This window comes from Actinomadura sp. NPDC023710 (assembly GCF_040639875.1).
Classification (GTDB): Bacteria; Actinomycetota; Actinomycetes; order Streptosporangiales; family Streptosporangiaceae; genus Spirillospora; species Spirillospora citrea.
In genome coordinates this window covers 141016-158335 of the sequence record NZ_JBFAGB010000013.1, presented here as the reverse complement: position 1 = coordinate 158335, position 17320 = coordinate 141016, and the positions used below count along the sequence as shown (strand labels likewise).

The 17320-nt window shown below is 72.2% G+C and carries 16 protein-coding genes and 1 tRNA gene; 9 read left to right on the top strand and 8 right to left on the bottom strand.

Features of this window, described 5'->3' with window-relative positions; genetic code table 11:
* Positions 1-21: 21 nt before the first annotated feature.
* The gene (locus tag AB0H37_RS17405; protein ID WP_360613680.1) at positions 22-906 is read right to left on the bottom strand and encodes an NAD(P)-dependent oxidoreductase; all 885 of its coding nucleotides are present in this window, start codon (positions 904-906) and stop codon (positions 22-24) included.
* 119 nt (positions 907-1025) lie between these two features.
* Between AB0H37_RS17405 and AB0H37_RS17400 the strand changes: the two genes are divergently transcribed.
* The 3 genes from AB0H37_RS17400 to AB0H37_RS17390 all read left to right on the top strand — a co-directional run bounded on the left by AB0H37_RS17400 (position 1026) and on the right by AB0H37_RS17390 (position 3838).
* Positions 1026-2447, top strand: coding sequence for a PLP-dependent aminotransferase family protein (locus AB0H37_RS17400; RefSeq protein WP_360613678.1), 1422 nt, complete (start codon positions 1026-1028; stop codon positions 2445-2447).
* Between the two features lie 70 nt (positions 2448-2517).
* Complete coding sequence (locus tag AB0H37_RS17395; RefSeq protein WP_329089608.1) at positions 2518-2955, top strand: cupin domain-containing protein; 438 nt, start codon at positions 2518-2520, stop codon at positions 2953-2955.
* Positions 2956-3289: 334 nt separating this feature from the next.
* Complete coding sequence (locus tag AB0H37_RS17390; RefSeq protein WP_360613676.1) at positions 3290-3838, top strand: hypothetical protein; 549 nt, start codon at positions 3290-3292, stop codon at positions 3836-3838.
* Positions 3839-3910: 72 nt separating this feature from the next.
* Here AB0H37_RS17390 and AB0H37_RS17385 read toward each other — a convergent pair whose 3' ends face one another.
* The 6 genes from AB0H37_RS17385 to AB0H37_RS17360 all read right to left on the bottom strand — a co-directional run bounded on the left by AB0H37_RS17385 (position 3911) and on the right by AB0H37_RS17360 (position 10133).
* On the bottom strand, positions 3911-4900 hold the full coding sequence (locus AB0H37_RS17385) for a M24 family metallopeptidase (RefSeq protein ID WP_329089604.1): 990 nt from the start codon (positions 4898-4900) through the stop codon (positions 3911-3913).
* Entirely contained in the window at positions 4897-5844 is a 948-nt protein-coding gene (locus AB0H37_RS17380) for an ABC transporter ATP-binding protein (RefSeq protein ID WP_360613674.1), read from the bottom strand. The genes AB0H37_RS17385 and AB0H37_RS17380 overlap by 4 nt, the downstream gene beginning before the upstream one ends.
* Positions 5841-6617, bottom strand: coding sequence for an ABC transporter ATP-binding protein (locus AB0H37_RS17375; RefSeq protein ID WP_179835541.1), 777 nt, complete (start codon positions 6615-6617; stop codon positions 5841-5843). Before AB0H37_RS17375 ends, AB0H37_RS17380 begins: the two co-directional genes overlap by 4 nt.
* Positions 6614-7459 carry an ABC transporter permease gene (locus AB0H37_RS17370; protein ID WP_179835542.1) on the bottom strand — a complete coding sequence of 282 codons (846 nt, stop codon included), beginning with the start codon at positions 7457-7459 and terminating at the stop codon, positions 6614-6616. The genes AB0H37_RS17375 and AB0H37_RS17370 overlap by 4 nt, the downstream gene beginning before the upstream one ends.
* Entirely contained in the window at positions 7456-8466 is a 1011-nt protein-coding gene (locus AB0H37_RS17365) for an ABC transporter permease (RefSeq protein ID WP_229810367.1), read from the bottom strand. Before AB0H37_RS17365 ends, AB0H37_RS17370 begins: the two co-directional genes overlap by 4 nt.
* Before the next feature lie 80 nt (positions 8467-8546).
* Positions 8547-10133, bottom strand: a complete 1587-nt coding sequence (locus AB0H37_RS17360; RefSeq protein ID WP_329089596.1) for an ABC transporter substrate-binding protein — start codon at positions 10131-10133, stop codon at positions 8547-8549.
* Positions 10134-10262: 129 nt separating this feature from the next.
* On the opposite strand from AB0H37_RS17360, the gene AB0H37_RS17355 reads away from it, so the two are divergent.
* Positions 10263-10883: an Lrp/AsnC family transcriptional regulator gene (locus tag AB0H37_RS17355; RefSeq protein ID WP_329089594.1), complete on the top strand. Its 621-nt coding sequence runs from the start codon at positions 10263-10265 to the stop codon at positions 10881-10883.
* On the opposite strand, the gene AB0H37_RS17350 is transcribed toward AB0H37_RS17355, so the two are convergent.
* Positions 10867-11235, bottom strand: a complete 369-nt coding sequence (locus AB0H37_RS17350; protein WP_329089592.1) for a hypothetical protein — start codon at positions 11233-11235, stop codon at positions 10867-10869. The genes AB0H37_RS17355 and AB0H37_RS17350 overlap by 17 nt on opposite strands.
* Before the next feature lie 237 nt (positions 11236-11472).
* Here AB0H37_RS17350 and AB0H37_RS17345 point away from each other — a divergent pair.
* The 5 genes from AB0H37_RS17345 (at position 11473) to AB0H37_RS17325 (ending at position 17318) form a co-directional block, all read left to right on the top strand.
* Positions 11473-11544 (top strand) — tRNA-OTHER (locus AB0H37_RS17345).
* A gap of 38 nt (positions 11545-11582) precedes the next feature.
* The gene (locus AB0H37_RS17340; protein WP_360613670.1) at positions 11583-13103 is read left to right on the top strand and encodes an SDR family NAD(P)-dependent oxidoreductase; all 1521 of its coding nucleotides are present in this window, start codon (positions 11583-11585) and stop codon (positions 13101-13103) included.
* Positions 13103-14236, top strand: coding sequence for a gala protein (locus AB0H37_RS17335; protein ID WP_360613668.1), 1134 nt, complete (start codon positions 13103-13105; stop codon positions 14234-14236). The genes AB0H37_RS17340 and AB0H37_RS17335 overlap by 1 nt, the downstream gene beginning before the upstream one ends.
* Complete coding sequence (locus AB0H37_RS17330) at positions 14233-16086, top strand: ankyrin repeat domain-containing protein (RefSeq protein ID WP_360613667.1); 1854 nt, start codon at positions 14233-14235, stop codon at positions 16084-16086. Before AB0H37_RS17335 ends, AB0H37_RS17330 begins: the two co-directional genes overlap by 4 nt.
* Positions 16083-17318: an AAA family ATPase gene (locus AB0H37_RS17325; RefSeq protein WP_360613665.1), complete on the top strand. Its 1236-nt coding sequence runs from the start codon at positions 16083-16085 to the stop codon at positions 17316-17318. Before AB0H37_RS17330 ends, AB0H37_RS17325 begins: the two co-directional genes overlap by 4 nt.
* Positions 17319-17320 lie beyond the last annotated feature (2 nt).

Sequence of the window (17320 nt, the reverse complement as noted above, 5' to 3'; positions counted from 1 at the left end):
CCGCCCGTCCTGCGGTCCGCGTCAGGACGGCATCGCGGGAAAACCCGAACGCCAGGTCGGGTACTGCGGCCGCCACCCGAGGGAACGGGCCCGGGTGTTGCGGGCACCGCGCTGCCAGCGGGCTCCGCCGGTCTCGGCGGGCGGCACGGGGACTCCGAGCACATCGGCCAGGACCGGCAGCCAGTCCCGCCCCGCCGCAGGCTCGTCGTCGACGATGTTGACCACGCCGCTCGGCCAGTCCAGAGCGTCGACCGCCGCCCTCGCGGCATCCGCCGCATGCACGAAGGAGGTCACCGCGTCGTCGGCTCGAAGGCCCCCGAGCAGCACGGCGGCCGGAGCGTCGGCGGGAAGCCGTCCGGCGAGCTTGTCGGCGGCCATCCCGCCCGGCGAGTACCAGGTCCTCGGCCCGTAGAGGACGCCGTACCGCAGGACGACATACTCCTCCAACTCCGCGACCGCCTCCTCCAACGCGCGGACCCCGCCCACCAGGGTCGCTCTGGACGGGTCCGCCTTGTCGAGGCGGACGGTCTCGTCGGCCGGCCCGTCGCCGGGCTCGTACGCCCATGCGACCGACTGCGCGATGATGCGCTTGACGCCGGCGTTCCTGGCGGAGTCGACCAGATTGCGGGTGCCCTCCCGGCGAATACGGCCGTTGTCCGCGGGCGAGCCCCCGGCCAGGGCGGTCAACTGGTGGATCACCGTGTCCGGTGACGCGGACTCGAGGGCGCCGCGGAGCCCGTCGGCGTCGAACACGTCCACCTGGACCGGCACCGCCCCCTGAGCACGCAGCCTTCCAAGGCCCGCCTCGGTGCGGGCCGTCCCGGTGACCTGGTGCCCGCCATCGATCAGAAGGGGCACCAGGAGGGCACCGACGGCCCCGGTGGCACCGGCGACAAAGACATGCACAGCGAGATCCTTCCAATGACACGGAACAGCGCCGAGATGGCGGCCGCATGGGTACCGCAACCGTAGAAACGAACGCCCCCAATAAAATGGGCCATTCGACGAGCGAAGGATTGGACCACTTGGACCCGGCTGGAGATGCACGCTTCGAGCGGCCCGCCGGCCTGGAACTCCTGCTGGACGTGCCCGCTCGCGGCAGGCGCCGCCAGGCCGTCGAGGATGCCCTGCGGAGCGCAATCCGGGACGGGCGGCTCCCCACCGGGACGCGCCTGCCCTCCAGCAGGGACCTCGCCCTCCACCTCGGTCTGGCGCGGGGCACGGTGGCGGCGGCGTACGAGCAGCTCGTCGCCGAGGGGTGGCTCACCGCCCGCTCGGGGTCGGGCACCCGCGTCGCCGCCGGCGCTTCCACGTCCGCGATCGCCCGGAGGCCCTCCTCCACGGCGTCGCCGACGTCTCACGACCTGCGCCCCGGCCGCCCGGACACCCACACCTTCCCGCGTGCCGCCTGGTCCCGCGCGATGCGCCACGTGCTGGGCGAGGCACCCGCCGACACCTTCGGAGCAGGCGATCCGCGGGGGCGGATGGAGCTCCGCCGGACCCTCGCCGCCTACCTCGGGCGGGTGCGCGGCGTCCGCGTCGACCCGTCCCACCTGATCGTCTGTTCCGGGTTCACGCAGGCGGTGGGCCTGCTCACCGAGGTCTTCGCCCAGCTCGGGGTGAGGACGGTCGGCATGGAGGACCCGGCCGTCGGCGACCATGTTTCGATCGTCGCCTCCCGGCTGGACGTCGCGGATCTTCCCATCGACGCGGACGGGGTCTCCTCCAGCGGCCTGGTCGCCTCCGGCGCGCAGGCCCTGGTCTGCACGCCGGCGCACCAGTTTCCGCTGGGCATGAGCATGTCGCCCGCGCGCCGCGCCGAACTGCTCGCCTGGGCGGACGAGGGACTCGGCTGGATCGTCGAGGACGACTACGACGGAGAGTTCCGCTATGACCGGCGTCCCATCGGCGCGCTCCAGGCCCGCCGTCCGACCAGGGTCGTCTACGCGGGATCGACGAGCAAGAGCCTGGGACCCGGAGTGCGGCTCGGGTGGATCGCCTGCCCCCCGCATCTTCTCGATCCGCTCACCGAGGCCAAGCGCCGGGCGCGCGGAACCAGCCCGCTCGAACAGCTCGCGCTCGCCCGGATGATCGAGGCAGGCGACTACGACCGGCACCTGCGCACGGTCCGCCGCGAGTATCGGCGGCGCCGCGACCTGTTGGCAAAGGCCGTACGGTCGCGGCTGCCGGGCGCGCACCTCCTCGGAGTCCAGGCGGGCGTGCAGGCCATCCTCGAACTACCCGCGGGGGCACCGGACGAGATGACCGTGACCCGGGAACTGCGCGCCGCGTCGGTCGAGCTCCACCCTTTGAGCGCGTACCTGCGCTCGGCTCCCGTCCGGCCGCGCACCTCGTTGGTGGTCGGCTACGGCGCCCCCTCCGCGTCCAGATACGCGGCGGCGATCGAGGCCCTCGTCACCTGCCTTGAGCGCCTTCATCGCTCCTGACCAATCGGCCCAATCTTCCGCGGCTCGAACGGCCCAATCGGATGGACCGTTCGGCGCCTAACCTCCGAGCATGCAGAGTTCACCGTCCAACACCGTCCTGACCGTCCTTCAGGAACAGCACCCCCATGTTCCCGAGGGGGCGTGCGCGTCGACCGTCCTCATCGAACTCCCGCCCGGCGACCCGGGCACCCCTCCGCACCGCCATGCCGGTCCCGTCTTCGGCTACATGCTCGAAGGGGAGATGATCTTCGAGTTGGAGGGCGAGCCCGAGCGGGTCGTCCGCGCGGGAGAGGCGTTCTGGGAGCCCGGCGGTGACGTGATCCACTACCAGGCCGCGAACAACCTCGCAGGCGAGTGGAGCCGCTTCGTCGTCGTGATGATGTGCATTCCGGGCCAGCCGATGCTCACGCTGGTGGACGAGGAGGAGTTGAAGCTCCGCCAGCACCGTCGCGCGCTCCGATCAATGTCCGGCATGACCTGCCCCGTGCACCCCTCGGAGACCACCTGAGCCATCCACGATCTCAGCGCACTGGAACAGGCGAAGCTGATCAAGGCCAAGGGCATCAGCCCACCCGAACCGATGCGGAACCCCAGAGCACCGCTCTGGTATAACAGCCCCGGACTTTCAATCCGATGGTCGGGATTTCAGACTTCCGACAGTTGCTCGCGTTCGCGCAGGAGGGGTGTCTTTGACTGTTCCTCTAACGGACACCGCAGGTGCGGGCATCCGGAGCCGTCGGCCGCACCGTTCCGATGCGTGTACGCGTTGGCGCTTCAAGGGGTGGCTCATCGGGCGGGCCGGTGCCGTTCACGCGGCAACCACAGGCCGAGGCTAAGCCGACGTGCTGTCTTTCGTCGTCTCGGCCCTCGTCTGCGCCGCGCTGGGGTTCGCCGGTGGCCTGCTCCTGCGGCCCGTGGCCGATCGGATGTTCCGGCGCCGTCCGTCGCTGCGTTCGTACCGTCGCGAGTTGACCGGTCCACGGCCAGGGCTGGCGTTCTACGTCATCCCGCCAGGCCTCGGCGACACCGACGAGATCGTGGCCGAGTTGACCGCGGGCCGGCGCCCCCGGCTCTGCCTGATCGGCCGGTTGTGCGGGCCGCTGCCGTACGACCGGGTCGCCGTGCCCGAGAACGCTCTGCTGCGCGGTGCCCTGTGGGTGGCGCCGGGACTGCTGATGTTCGATCCGCGCGGTGACGCCGAGATGAGCGTCCTGGAGGCCCCGTACGGGGTGGAGACGAGCGAGCCGATGCTCACCGAAGCGGGCGATCTGGTCCTCACGCTCGATCTCGGCGACGGCGTGCTCGTCTTCGAACCCGCACCCGACACCGACCTCGAACACGCATGGAGCCGGATTCGCAGCGTCCTCGAGGACGACCAGCCCAGCGCGTAAGGGTGCCCGTAGACCTGGCGAGATCATGTCTCACCGGCTCGGCGCTGAGGCGGTCCCGGGGAGGGCGCTCGTTCAGCGGTCGGTGACGATGAGCAGGCGCGGGCTCTGGTTCAGGCGGCGGGCTCCGATGTCGGTGCAGACGACGACGTCCTCGATCCGCGCACCGTACAGTCCCGGAAGGTAGATGGCGGGCTGGACGGACATGGTCATGCCGGGCTCGATGACGGTCTGGTCCTCCGAGGTCAGGTAGGGCGGTTCGAACTGGTCGAGGCCGACCCCGTGGCCCGTCCGATGGACGAAGAACAGCCCGTACCCGCTGGCCGCGATGGCGGTGCGGCAAACCTCGTCGATCTCGGCGGCGGTGACACCGGGGCGCACCGCCTCGCAGGCGGCGCTGTGGACGGCGAGCACGACGGAGTACATGGCCTCGAAGTCCTCGGGCGGCTCGGCCACGACGAACATCCGGGTGATGTCGGAGCAGTAGCCCTCGTGCCGTCCGCCGATGTTGACCAGGACCGCGTCGCCCGGGTTGATCACCCGTTCGGTGGGCCGGTGATACGGGGCGGCGGAGTGCTCCCCCGCCGCGACGGTGACGAGCGTGACCTCGTCGTGGCCGGTCTCCAGCAGCAGCAGGCGCAGCAGCCGCGCCATCTCTCGTTCGGTGGTGCCGGACCAGCGCAGTTCGGCGGCCATCGCCACGGCCCGGTCGGCGGCGATGGCCGCGCGTTCCATGGCCGCGATCTCGGCGTCGGACTTGCGCATCCGCAGTGGTGCGAGGAGCGGTTCGGCCGAGGCGAACAGAGTCTGGGGGCCGAGCCGCTCCTGGATGGACAGCAGTTCGTGCGCGGGCATCTGGGGGTCTATGGCGACCCGCGCACCCACCGGGATCAGGGACGAGGCATCGGGAACATGCGCGGGCGGGCCGTCCGGCGTGATGACGAGGAAGCCGTGCCGCGCCGAGTCGGCCAGGTACCGCAGGTTCGAGGAAGGCCGCAGGACGAGGACGTCCACCTCGTGCTCGATCATGCGGGCCCGCACCCGCTCCATGCGGTCGTCGCTCACTGCGGCGCCGAGTCGTAGAGCCAGCAGGCCACCCCGCGCTCCTGCACCGGTTCACGCTGCGAGCAGATCTCCATGGCGTGGGGACAGCGCGGGTGGAACCGGCAGCCGGACGGCGGCGACGCGGGGTCCGGCACGTCGCCGGGCAACTCGTCGGGAAGCGTGCCCGCGCCGTCCGGCGCGGGGATGGCGGCCAGCAGGGCCCGGGTGTAGGGGTGTTTCGGGTCGGCCCAGACCTCGGCGGTACGGCCGATCTCGACGATCTTGCCCAGGTACATGACCGCGATCCGGTCCGCGATCATCCGGACGACCGACAGGTCGTGGCTGATGAAGAGCAGCCCCGCCCCCGACTCGAGGGTCAGCGACCGCATCAGCCCCGCGACCTGCGCCTGGGCGGAGGCGTCCAGCGCGGAGATCGGCTCGTCGCCGATCAGCAGGGAGGGGCGGGCGGCCAGGGCGCGGGCGATGGCGATGCGCTGCCGCTGCCCGCCGGAGAACTCGTGCGGGTAGCGGGCGGCCATGTCGGCCGACAGCCCCACCCGTTCCAGCAACTCGCCAGGGGTCGGGCCGCCGCGCCGGCCGTCGGCGATCTGGCCGCCGACCCGGCGGCGCGGGTTCAGCGACGCGAACGGGTCCTGGAACACCATCTGGATCCGGGTCAGCGCGGGATCGCGGCGGCGCAGGCCGAGCGGCGTCACCGGGCGGCCCTCGAACCCGATGGAACCGCCGGACGGGCGGACGATCCCGCAGATGGCGCGTGCCAGCGTGGACTTTCCGCAGCCCGACTCGCCGACCAGGCCGACGACCTCGCCGGGCGCGACGGACAGGTCGACACCCGCCACCGCCCGCACCGGGGGCCGGTCCGGGCTGCGATGGTCGACCACCAGGTTCTCGACGGCCAGCAGCGACGTGGCGGGCGCCGGTTCGGCGCCGTCCAGCAGTTTCATGAAGTGCTCCGCTCCGGCAGCGCGTCCAGCAGCATTCGGGTGTACTGGTCGGCGGGCTCGCGCATGACCTGGGCACGCGCGCCGGTCTCGACCAGCAGGCCCGCCCGCATCACGCTGATCGTGTCGGCCACCGCCGACATGACGCCCAGGTCGTGGGTGACCAGCAGGACGGCGAGTCCGAGTTCGTCGCACAGGCCGCGCAGGAGGCGCAGCACGCCGGCCTGGACGGTCACGTCGAGCGCGGTGGTCGGCTCGTCCGCGATCAGGACCTTGGGGTCGCAGGCCAGCGCGGCCGCGATCGCGATGCGCTGGCGCATGCCGCCGGAGAACTGGTGGGGGTACCGCCTGAGCGCGCCGTCGGCGTCCGGGATGCGCACCCTCGTCAGCAGTTCGACCGCGCGGCGGTGCGCCTCGGCCTTGTCCAGCTTCAGATGGTGACGCATGTGGTCGGTGAGCTGGCGGCCGATCGAGAGCATGGGGTGCAGGCTCGTCGACTGGTCCTGGAAGACCATGCCGATCTCGCTGCCGCGCAGCGCGTTCATCTTCTTGGGCGGGAGGGCCAGCAGGTCGGTTCCGTCGAACAGGATCCGCCCGCCGGTGCGCGCGCCATGCGGAAGCAGTCCCATGACACCCAGCCCCGTCATGGTCTTCCCGGAGCCGCTCTCGCCCGCCAGCCCGTGGATGCGGCCCGGTTCCAGCACGAGGTCGACCCCGCGGATGATCTGCCGTCCCCCCAGCTCGACGGTGAGCCCCTCGATGTTCAGCAGGGTCACAGCGCTCGCTCCTTGATCGCCCGTGCGGTGCGCGGGTCGAGCGCGTCGCGCATCGTGTCACCGAGGAAGTTGAAGGCCAGCACCACCGTCAGGATGGCGAGGCCGGGGAACACTCCGACCCACCACTTGTCGAACACGTGCGTGGCCGAAGCCACCATCGAGCCCCATTCGGCGGTGGGCGGCTTGGCGCCGAGTCCGAGGAACGACAGTCCCGACAGCAGCAGGAGCTGGGTGCCGATGTCGAGGGTGGCCAGCACCAGGACCGGTCCGGTCACGTTCGGCAGCACGTCGGTGCGCAGCGAGCGCCACGCCGAGAACCCGAGCAGCCGCCCGCTGATCACGAATTCGCGGGACCGGACGCCGAGCACCAGGCCGCGGGTGACCCGGGCGTACGCGGGCCAGGAGACGACGAGCACGGCCAGCACCGCGTTGCGCAGACTGGCGCCGAGCGAGGCGGCCACGGCCATCGCGAGGATGACGGTGGGGAACGCGAACACCAGGTCCGCCACCCGCATGATCGTCTCGTCCAGCCAGCGGCCGAAGTAGCCGGCGCACGCCCCCAGCAGCCCGCCGATGACGACGGACATCACGACCAGCAGCAGGGTGAGCGGGATGGACAGGCGTGCGCCGTACAGCACCCGGCTGAGGACGTCGCGGCCGAGTTCGTCGGTGCCGAACCAGTGCGCTCCGCTCGGTGCCTGGAGCCGCGGGAATGCCTGGCTCAGCGGGTCGTGCGGCGCGAGCAGCGGCGCGGCGAGCACCACGACCAGCCATGCCGCCGCGATGACGAGGCCGACGACGGCGAGCGGCTTGCGCCATGCCTCCGGTACCCGGCGGCTCACGTGTGCCTCACTCTCGGGTCGATGACGCCGTACAGCATGTCCACCACCAGGTTGACGACCACGTAGATCACGCCCACGACGAGACCGACGCCCATCACCGCGGGCAGGTCGAGGGTGGTCGCGCTCTTGTACGCGTACTCGCCGATGCCGGGCCAGGCGTAGATCGCCTCGACGAGCACGGTGCCGGACAGCAGGCTGCCGAAGGCCAGCCCCGCCACCGTGATGACCGGCACCAGCGCGGCGCGCAGCGTGTACCGGAACAGGACGGTGCGGCCGGGCAGCCCCTTGGCCCTGGCGGCCCGCACGTAGTCCTGGCCGAGCACCTCCAGCACGGCCGACCGCGTGAACCTCGTGAGCAGGCCGATCGTGTAAGCGGCGAGCACCAGCGCGGGCAGAACGAGGTGGCCGACGGCGCTGGCGAAGACGTCCCACTGGCCGGCGAGCGCCGCGTCCACCGTGTAGAGGCCGGTGGTGTGCGGAGGAGGCGCCATGGCCGGGGAGAGCCTGCCGGAGCCCGGCGCCAGGCCGAACTTGTAGAAGAAGAGGTAGAAGGCCAGCAGCGCCAGCCAGAACGTCGGGACCGAGACGCCGGCCAGGCTGGTCACCCGCAGGACCTGGTCCACGAGCCGGTCCCGGCGCAACGCCGCGATCACTCCGAACGCGACGCCGACCAGCAGCGACACCAGCAGCGCCGTGCCGGCCAGCTCGAACGTCGCGGGGACGAACTCCTGCAGGTCGTCGGCGACCGGGCGGTGGCTCTGCTGCGACTCGCCGAGGTCTCCGCGGACGAGGCCGCCCATGTAGGTCGCGTACTGCACCGGCAACGGCTTGTCGAGGCCGTGCTCCTCCCGGAACTGCTGGACGATCGCCGGGTTGGAGAGCGCCTGCTGGCCGAGGTTCGCGGTGGCCGGGTCACCGGGCACCATGTTGGTCAGGACGAAGGTGACCAGGGTGACTCCGACGGCGAGCAGCACGGAGACCGCCAGCCGCCGGACCAGGAACCGCATCAGCGGATACCGTGACCACCACCGGACGCCGGGTGGCCGGCGGCGGTCGGGCGTCCGCTCCTCCGACGGGTGATGGGGTTTCATTTGCTGCCGAGCGCCGCGATCTCGAAGGTCCACACCGGGTTGACCGCCAGGCCGGTCAGCGATCCGGCGGTGACCAGGCGCTGGCTCGGCTGCATCAGCGGCACGATCGGGCCGCGCGCGTTGAGCTGGGTCTGGATCTGGTGGTACTGGGCGAACCGGTCATCGCCGATGGTGGTCGCGGCCTTGGCGCCGGCGTCCTCCAGTGCCTTGTCCGCGCCCTTCTTCCAGCCCGCGCGCTCGCCGATCAGCCCGCCGGGCAGGAAGGCGAGGTAGTTGCTGGCGTCCGGGTAGTCCGGGCTCCACCACCACAGACCCATCTCCTCCTTGCCGTCGCGGTAGCTCTCCAGCGCGGTCGCGATCGGCGCGGGGACGAGGTCGACGGTGATGCCGACCTCCTTCAGATTGGCCTGGATGCGCTCGGCCAGCGGCTGGAAGGACAGGCCGTTGAGCGTGAAGTCGCTGGGGAACTCCAGCTTGACCCTGGGGTTGGTGATCCCACCGGCGGCGAGCGCCGCCTTGGCGCCGGCGACGTCGCGCTTGGGCGCCTGCGCCGCGGGCAGCGAGCCGTTGATCATGGACGGCACGATGCCGGCCGCCTGCACCGAGCCCTCGCCGGCAAGTTCCAGCAGCCCCGGGTAGTCCACGCCCTTGCTGACGGCCTCGGCGAACCGGGGATTAGAGGTGATCTTGCTGACGGACGCGTTCCGGTTGGTCAGCAGGAAGAACACGTTGGCGGACGCGCCCTTGACGACCTGCGTGCCGCCGCCGATGCCCTGGGCCTGGTCGGCCGTCAGGTCCACCGCGATCTGGCTGTCCCCGCGCTGCACGTTCAACTTCTGGGTCTGCGACTGGACGTTGCGCAGCACGACCCGCTTGTAGACCGGTTTGGTGGCGCCCCAGTACTTGGGGTTGGCCTTGAGCACGACCTGTGTGGCGGCGTTGAAGGACTCCAGCATGTACGGGCCGGACCCGGCCGACTGGCCGTTCAGGTACTTCTCCGCCCCGTCTGCGGGGCTCGCGGCACCCCCGTTGGCCTTGACGACCTTGGAGTTGAGGATGCCGAGCGCCGGGTTCGGCAGGATGAACGGCAGCGACGGGTTGGGCTTGGCCGACACCAGGGTGATGGTCTTGTCGTCGGTCTTCTCGACCTTCACGCCGTCGAGGAGGAACGACGGGTTGCCCTTGAGATCGCGGACCCGGTCGAGCGAGAACACCACGTCGTCGGCGGTCACGGGGCTGCCGTCGGAGAAGACCGCGTCCTGGCGCAACGTGAGGGTGAGCTTCTTGCCGTCCTTGGACAGCTCGTACGACTCCGCCAGCGCCGGCACCGGCTTGCTGACGTCGGAGCCCTTGAAGCCGAGCAGTGTGTCGTAGAGGGCCCGGTCGATGAGCAGGCCGGTCTGCTCGTACATCCGTCCCGGGTCCGCGGTCTTGAGGTTGAACGAGGTGTCGATGACCAGGGCCTTGCCGCCCCCGGACGATGAAGACGTCTCGTCCCCTCCCGAGCAGGCGGTCAGGCTGAGTGCTGCGGCCACGAGGACGGACAACGCCGCCCGCCGTGTGGTTCCACTCGTGATCGGCATCGCGGCCTCCGGGGCTCCGTCAGGTAGTTCTCTGCTTCTGGACGACGAAGTCCGATGGTGCGAGACTTCCGGCGGAACGTCTACGCAACCAGCAAAAGTCAAGATAAAGCGAGAGAAGGCAACGGATCCATGGACAAACCGTCGCACAGACCACCTCATAGGGGGCCCGAACCTGGACAGATCCGCACCGAGCTGGATTCGATCAACCTCAAGATGCTGGAGGTCCTGCGCCAGGACGGCCGGATCTCCATCGCGGCCCTCGCCCAGCGGGTCGGGATCTCCCGGGCCAACGCCTACATGCGCTTCGAGGCGCTGCGCACCAGCGGCGTGATCAGCCGGTTCACCGCGCAGGTCGACCCCGTCCGCACCGGCCTCGGCATCTGCGCGCTGATCTTCGTCACCGTCCGGCAGCAGATGTGGCCGCAGTTCCGAGCCCAGCTGTCGCTGATGCCCGAGGTCGAGTACTGCGCGATCACCACCGGCCAGCACGACGCGATGATCCAGATCCGGGCCACCGACGTCGCCGCCGTGCATCGCCTGGTCTCCGAACGCCTGGCCGGCATCCCGGCCGTGAAGGCCAGCGAGACCGTGCTCATCCTCGACGAGGTGATCCGCCGTCCGTTCGTGCTGCCGTCCGACTACACCCCGGCGAAGCCGGAGGCGGAGCCCGGCCCCGGCCCGGTCGCCCTGGGACGGATGCGCTTCATTCGCGCGGACGCCGGGCGGGCCAAGCTCAAAGACCTCCCCTGACGATCTCCTCGCAGATGCTGACCTGGGGCGTGGCGTCCCCGTCGAACTGGAACTCCTCCACCAGCCGGATCCGGCCGTCCGGCAGGAACTCGATCCGGTTCGTGCTGGACCCGGCGACCGGATCAGCGCTCTGCCTGGTCAGATGCACGTAGTTCAGCCGGACCTCGGCCCCGCGCCGGGCCCCCACGAACCGGCCGTGGACCACGGTGTCGCCTTCGTAACTGCCCCACACCACGCCGTCGGCCTCCGTGTAGGCGAAGCATGTGGGCGCGGCAGGGTCCACGCGGCTCGCGGTGGAGCTGACCATCGCGAACCGCCGGCCGTCCAGATTGAAAAGATCATCTTTGTTCACGGTGTCATCATCGTGCCGGGTTCCGCGTCGCACGCAATCGCGCCTGAACGCATCGTCGCAGAACCGCGCACCTCCTGGACGAACCGTCCGCGATACGTGACCGCCACGCCAATCCGTCTCGGGCCGTCCTTCCGGGGTGCGCCGGCCCTGTGTCGGGGAGGGGTGTGGCGCCGGGTCTGCGCTGTTCGCCGGTTGGGTCACGTGTCGTCCGAGTGGTTCGCTAAGATCATCGGCGGCAAGGCTGTAGCGCAGAGGTCGTCGCGCCTTACAGCGGGTTGGAGGACGTCGGTTCGAATCCGACCAGCCTTGCCCTCAGGGCATTGACTGTCGGCGGAAGGTCAGCGGTGGTGGTCGACCCCAGCCTGGCCGGGACGCCGACGCCGCGGTCCGGTCCCGACCGGACCGAGATCGAGACCTGCCTGCGGATCATGGCCCAGGCCCGCGAGGCGGATCCGGCCGACCCCCGGTGGGCGGCGGTGCACGAGGCCGCGGCCCAGGTGCATCGAGCGGGCAAGAAGGCGCGCAAGGCGGCCCGGCACGCCGATCGCAGGCGTCACGACCACGAGGCCGCGGCGGCGACGGCGCGCTACCGGGAGCAGGATCCCTCCCCGGCACCCGTACGGCCGGCGGTCTCGACGGGCCCCCCGGACCCGGCCGGTGCGTCCGAGCCGGAGCCGTCGATCGGTTCCGGGGAGGCCGGCCGGATGCTCAGGGGGACGCGGCGCTGCTACGTCTGCAAGTCCGCCTACCGGCAGGTGCATCGGGAGTACCACCTGCTCTGCCCGGAATGCGCCGAGGAGAACCTCGCTCGCCGGCACGCCCGATGCGACCTGCGCGGCCGCCGGGCGATCGTGACCGGCGGCCGGGTGAAGATCGGTTTCCAGCTGGCGCTGAAGCTGCTGCGCGACGGCGCGGAGGTGCTGGTCACGACCCGCTTCCCGCGGGACGCGGCCCGCCGGCTCGCGGCCGTCCCCGACGCCGCGGACTGGGCGGACCGGGTCCACGTCCACGGTGTCGACCTGCTCGACCTGGCGGCCGTGGCCGGCCTGCTGGAGTCCGTCCACCGGCGCTTCACCCACCTCGACATCCTCGTCAACAACGCCGCCCAGACGATCCGCCGGCCCGCCGCCTACCATCGCGGGGTCCGGACGGCGGAGACCGAGCCGCTGAGGGGCCTGGCGGCCCGGATCACTGTGGTGGACGCGCCGCCGGCCAGGTTCGACGTCCCCGCGCCGGCCTCCCTCGCCGCCCCGGCGCTCGAAGCCGTCTCAGGCGCGGGGCGCGCGCATGCCGGAGAGGCCGCCGCCCCGACCGGGCGCGATGTCCTTGAGGCGCTGTTCCCCGCCGACCGCACCGACGAGACCGGTCAGCCGCTCGACCTGCGCGACCGCAACAGCTGGAGTCTGCGCCTGCACGAGGTCGATCCGGCCGAGTGGCTGGAGGTCCAGCTGGTGAACTCCTTCGCGCCGTTCCTGCTGACGTCCCGGCTCCGCGGCCTGCTCGAGGCCTCGCCGTGGCCGGACCGGTACGTCGTGCAGGTCTCGGCGATGGAGGGCAGCTTCTCCCGGGAGCACAAGACCGTCCGGCACCCGCACACGAACATGGCCAAGGCCGCCCTGAACATGCTGACCCGCACCGCCGCCGCCGACTACGCGGCCTCGGGGATCCACATGAGCAGCGTGGACACCGGCTGGGTCACCGACGAACGCCCCCATCCGGACAAGACCGCGCAGCGGGAGGCGGGGTTCCGCCCGCCGCTGGACGTCATCGACGGCGCCGCCCGGGTCTACGACCCGATCGTGCGCGGTGTCGGCGGGGAGCGGGTGTCCGGCCTGTTCCTGAAGGACTACCGACCCGTGGATTGGTGATGACAGAGCCCACGCCCGTACGGTGCCCGGCGATCGAGCACCCCGACGTGCCGCCGGCCGACCCGGCGGACCTCGATCCGCTGCTCGCACGGCTGGCCGCGTCGGCCCCCGTGGTGACCGACGAGACCTTTCCCCTCGGCACCCTGCGCCCCGACGGCCGGGTCGACCTGTGCAAGCAGGGCCTCGGACCGGCCGGGGCGGCCCGGCTGCTCCCGGCCGCCGCGGCCTCCCCGCTCGCCGTCCATGTGCTGCTCGGTACCAACGCCATCGGCGGCGACGGAGCGCGGGCGGTCGCCGACGCGCTGGTCCCCGGCCACGGCTTGGAGACCCTGTATCTCGGCTGCAACCGCATCGACGCGTCCGGCGCCGAGATGCTCGCCCGTCGCCTGGCCACGGACGCGACCGTGCGCGCCCTGTGGCTCAAACGGAACCCGGTCGGCGACGCCGGGGTCCGCGCTCTCGCCGCGATGCTGCGGCGGAACACGGTGATCCGCACCCTCGACCTGGTCAACACCGGGCTCACCCGGGACGGGCTGCGAGCGCTGCTGGACGTGCTGGCCGAGCGGCCCGGTCCCGTCGAGCGGCTGTTCCTGGGCGGTAACGGGCTGGGCCCGGAGTCGGCCGACCTGCTGGCCGCGCTGATCAAGGACGCCGGTGTCCGTGAGCTGTACCTTCCGGCGAACCATCTCGGCGACACCGGCGCCGCCGCGCTCGCCGCGGCGGCCGACCCCGCGCGGCCCGTGCGGCTGGGTCTCGGCGGCAACGGCCTCGGGCCGGGGGGCGCCCGCGCGCTGGCCGACGCCCTCGGCGGCATCGAGGCGCTGGACCTCGGCCGCCCGCCGTCCGAGCGGAGTCTCGGCGCGCCCGCCAACGCCACCGGGGACGCCGGCGCGGCGATACTGGCCGCCGCGCTGCCAGGCAGCCCGCTGCGCCGGCTGGAACTGCGGCGCACCGGGATCACCGGTCGCGGCGCCAAGGCCGTGCTGGCCGCCGTGCCCGAGGACACCCGTCTGGAATATGTCGGGTTCGGTCCAGGTGTGCCCCGCCGGGTGAAGCGGGCGCTGGCGCCGCGTCTCCGCCCGACCGCCCGGACCCACCCGGATCTGCACGCGATCGGGAGCCTCTACCGGTGAGCGCGGCGGCTCCACCGGCCGGGCTCCCGTCCCGTACGCCGTCCCGCTCCTTCCCGCCGCACGAGGCGTCGCGGTTGCGGCGGATCCGGCGGTACGCCGTGCCAGGGTGGATGATCGAGCAGGCGACCGAGCGACGTCTCGCCGGTGACTGGCGCGGCGCCTGCGCCGCCGCGAACGTGGACGTCGCGTTCGACCTGGCCGACATCGTCCGCGAGCACGGCGCCGCCGTCGCGGCCGAACTCGAGGGCGACCTGTGCCATTTCGCCCCGGACCTGCTGCGCTGGCACCTGCCCCGGCTCGACCGCGGCCGCACGACGATCGTCCCCGACCAGCAGATGGTCCTCGGGCGGCTGGGCGAGGATCCGGGCGCCCCCTGCCTGCACCTCGGCACGCCCCACTGGATGGCCCACGGCCCTCAGCGGCTGCGCCTGTACGTCGGGTCGGTCCAGCCCACGGACACCTACCTGGAGACCGACTGGGCCTACTGCGCGTTCTGGCGTGACGTCGTTCAGGACTGGAGCACGTCTCGTCACCTGTGGGACGCGCGCCGCTCCGACGAGCTGCGTGAACGCTGTGGCGGGGGCGAGGACAGGATCCCGTTCCTCCACGGCGACGGCGCGCCCCGCACGGCGGCGGAGCTGCCCGCCGCCGATCCCGGTCGGGCCGATCCGGCGGCGTTCACCGAGTGGGTCACGCTGCTGCACGAGCGCGGCGAAGTGGAGGCGGCGTTCGCGGCCGCCGGCATCGATCTGGACACCACGCCGGTCGAGATCGAGCCCTACTACGAGGTGAGCAGTGTGGACCCGCTCGAGGTCTTCGCGCGGATGCCCCTCGCCCCGTCCCGGCTGGAGACGGAGATCCGCCGCCTGGCGGCCACGGTGGGGACCGACTCGTTCTGGCTCCCCTACCGGCAGTACGCGGCGATCCTCTTCGAGACCGGCGGAGCGGACGCGGGTCTGCGCGCCCGGGTCGTTGAGTTCGAGGCCGGTGACGAGCCCGCCGACGTCGTGCTTCCCGAGGCGTGCTGGCGCCGCCTGCCCGATCTCGACCTCCTGCGGGACGGCTTCCCGCCGGAGCGGCTGCACCCGCTGGTCCGCGATGCCCTGCTCCCGGATCGTGCCCCCGCCGGCGACCCGGCGGGACCGCCCGCCGGGGACCTCCCCGCACCGGTCCGGATCCGCTGCCGCGGCGAATGGCACGAGACGTCCTTCCGTGACGGCGTCCTCCACATCCCGCACAGCGCCGAGGAACGGCGGCGTGAGAGCGCCATGCGGGCGTTCGGCGGCGCCGTGGCCGGGTGCTTCGCCGCACAGGACGCGTGGACGACCGGAAAGGGACGGTTGCCCAAAGCACTGCGCCACCAGCGAGACGAACTGTTCTCCCGGGTCCAGCACGGTGACCTCCCCGGAGTCCTGCGGCTGCTGGACGCCGGCGTGGATCCGCACGTCCGCGACGGCCAGGGGCGCACCCTGCTCCACATGCTGCACCTGCTCGATCCCGGCGCCGACCCGCACGTCATCGGCGACCGGCGCCGCACATCGGCCCACACGCTGCGGCACCTCGGCGACGATGGGCTGCTCGCGCGACTCCTGCGGGCGGGCCTCGACGTCGACGTCCGGGACCGGGAGCAGCGAACGCCGCTCTTCGCCGCGATCTGCGGGAACGGCTCGGTGGCACTCGTCCGGGCGCTGATCGCCGCGGGGGCGCGGATCGACGTGACCGGCGAGATCCACGGTGAGGACGTGTCGCTCCTCCGGCTGATCCGCTGGCTGAACCGAGACCGCGACGCTCTGGACTTCATCGTGGAACGGATCGAGCGCGAGCATCCAGAGATCGCCGAGGAGGAGTGAGCACCATCAGCACGTCGTCCCGAGGACCGGTCAACGCCCCCGACGAGAGTTCCGCCCCGGACCCGCTGGCCGCCGCCGACGAGCTGGGCCGCAGTCTCGGGTCCCCGCGCACGGAGCCGGCCGCGGACCCGCAGTTGGAGGCGCTGGCGCTCGCGGTGTCGGCGAACCTGCCCGTGCTGCTGTGGGGCGAGCCGGGGATCGGCAAGTCGGCCGGCCTGCGGCAGCTGGCGACCGGGCTCGGCGTCCCGCTGGAGACGGTCATCGCCAGCGTGCACGAGCCGTCGGACTTCGCCGGCCTGCCGATCATCGGTGACGACCCCGCCGCCACCGGCGTGCCGATGGCCCCGCCGGACTGGGCGGTCCGGCTGGCCGCGTCCGGGCGCGGCATCGTGTTCTTCGACGAGCTGTCCTCCGCTCCCCCCGCCGTCCAGGCGGCGCTCCTGCGGGTCGTCCTCGAACGCCGGGTCGGCAGCCTGGCGCTGCCCGAGCCCGTCCGCGTGGTCGCCGCCGCGAACCCGCCGTCCAGCGCCGCGGACGGCTGGCACCTCAGCCCGCCGCTGGCGAACCGGTTCGTCCACCTGCGATGGACGCACGACCCGCGGACGGTCGCGCGCGGCATGGCCGGCACCTGGCCGGCCGTGCCCGTACCCGTCGTCGATCCTGCCCGGGTGTCCAGCGCGGTCGCCCGCGCCCGCGGGACGATCTCCGGGTTCCTCACCGCCAGGCCCGGCCTGGCCCATCACCTGCCCGGCGACGCGGAGAGCCGGGGCCTCGCCTGGCCGTCGCCGCGTACCTGGGAGATGGCCCTGCGGCTGCTGGCGGTCGGCTACGCCACCGGCGCCGGGCAGAAGGCGGTCGCGGCCGCCCTCGTGGGCGCGGTGGGCGACGGCGCGGGCCTGGAGCTGCTGAACTACCTGGAGAACCTCGACCTGCCCGATCCGGACCGCGTCCTGGCCGATCCGGACGCCTTCGCGCTGCCGGCGCGGGGCGACCGGCAGCTCGCCTTCCTGACGGCCGTCGTCTCGGCGGTGCAGAGCGACCTCACCCGGCGACGCTGGGAGGCGGGGTGGACGGTGCTGGCCAAGGCCGTCGAGGCCGGGGTCCCCGACGTCGCCGCCCGGGCCGCCGCGGACCTGGCGGCGCTGCGCGACACCGACTGGCCGGTCCCGACCGGCATCGACGCGTTCCTCGATCTGCTCCAGTTGTCCGGTGCGCTGCCGGCCGGCTCCTGACC

What these genes read in the sequence shown, in the direction of transcription:
- AB0H37_RS17395 (WP_329089608.1), top strand. Translation starts at nt 2,518, where the DNA reads ATGCAGAGTTCACCGTCCAACACCGTCCTGACCGTCCTTCAGGAACAG.
- AB0H37_RS17380 (WP_360613674.1), bottom strand. Translation starts at nt 5,844, where the DNA reads ATGAAACTGCTGGACGGCGCCGAACCGGCGCCCGCCACGTCGCTGCTG.
- AB0H37_RS17365 (WP_229810367.1), bottom strand. Translation starts at nt 8,466, where the DNA reads ATGCGGTTCCTGGTCCGGCGGCTGGCGGTCTCCGTGCTGCTCGCCGTC.
- AB0H37_RS17360 (WP_329089596.1), bottom strand. Translation starts at nt 10,133, where the DNA reads ATGCCGATCACGAGTGGAACCACACGGCGGGCGGCGTTGTCCGTCCTC.
- AB0H37_RS17355 (WP_329089594.1), top strand. Translation starts at nt 10,263, where the DNA reads ATGGACAAACCGTCGCACAGACCACCTCATAGGGGGCCCGAACCTGGA.
- AB0H37_RS17335 (WP_360613668.1), top strand. Translation starts at nt 13,103, where the DNA reads ATGACAGAGCCCACGCCCGTACGGTGCCCGGCGATCGAGCACCCCGAC.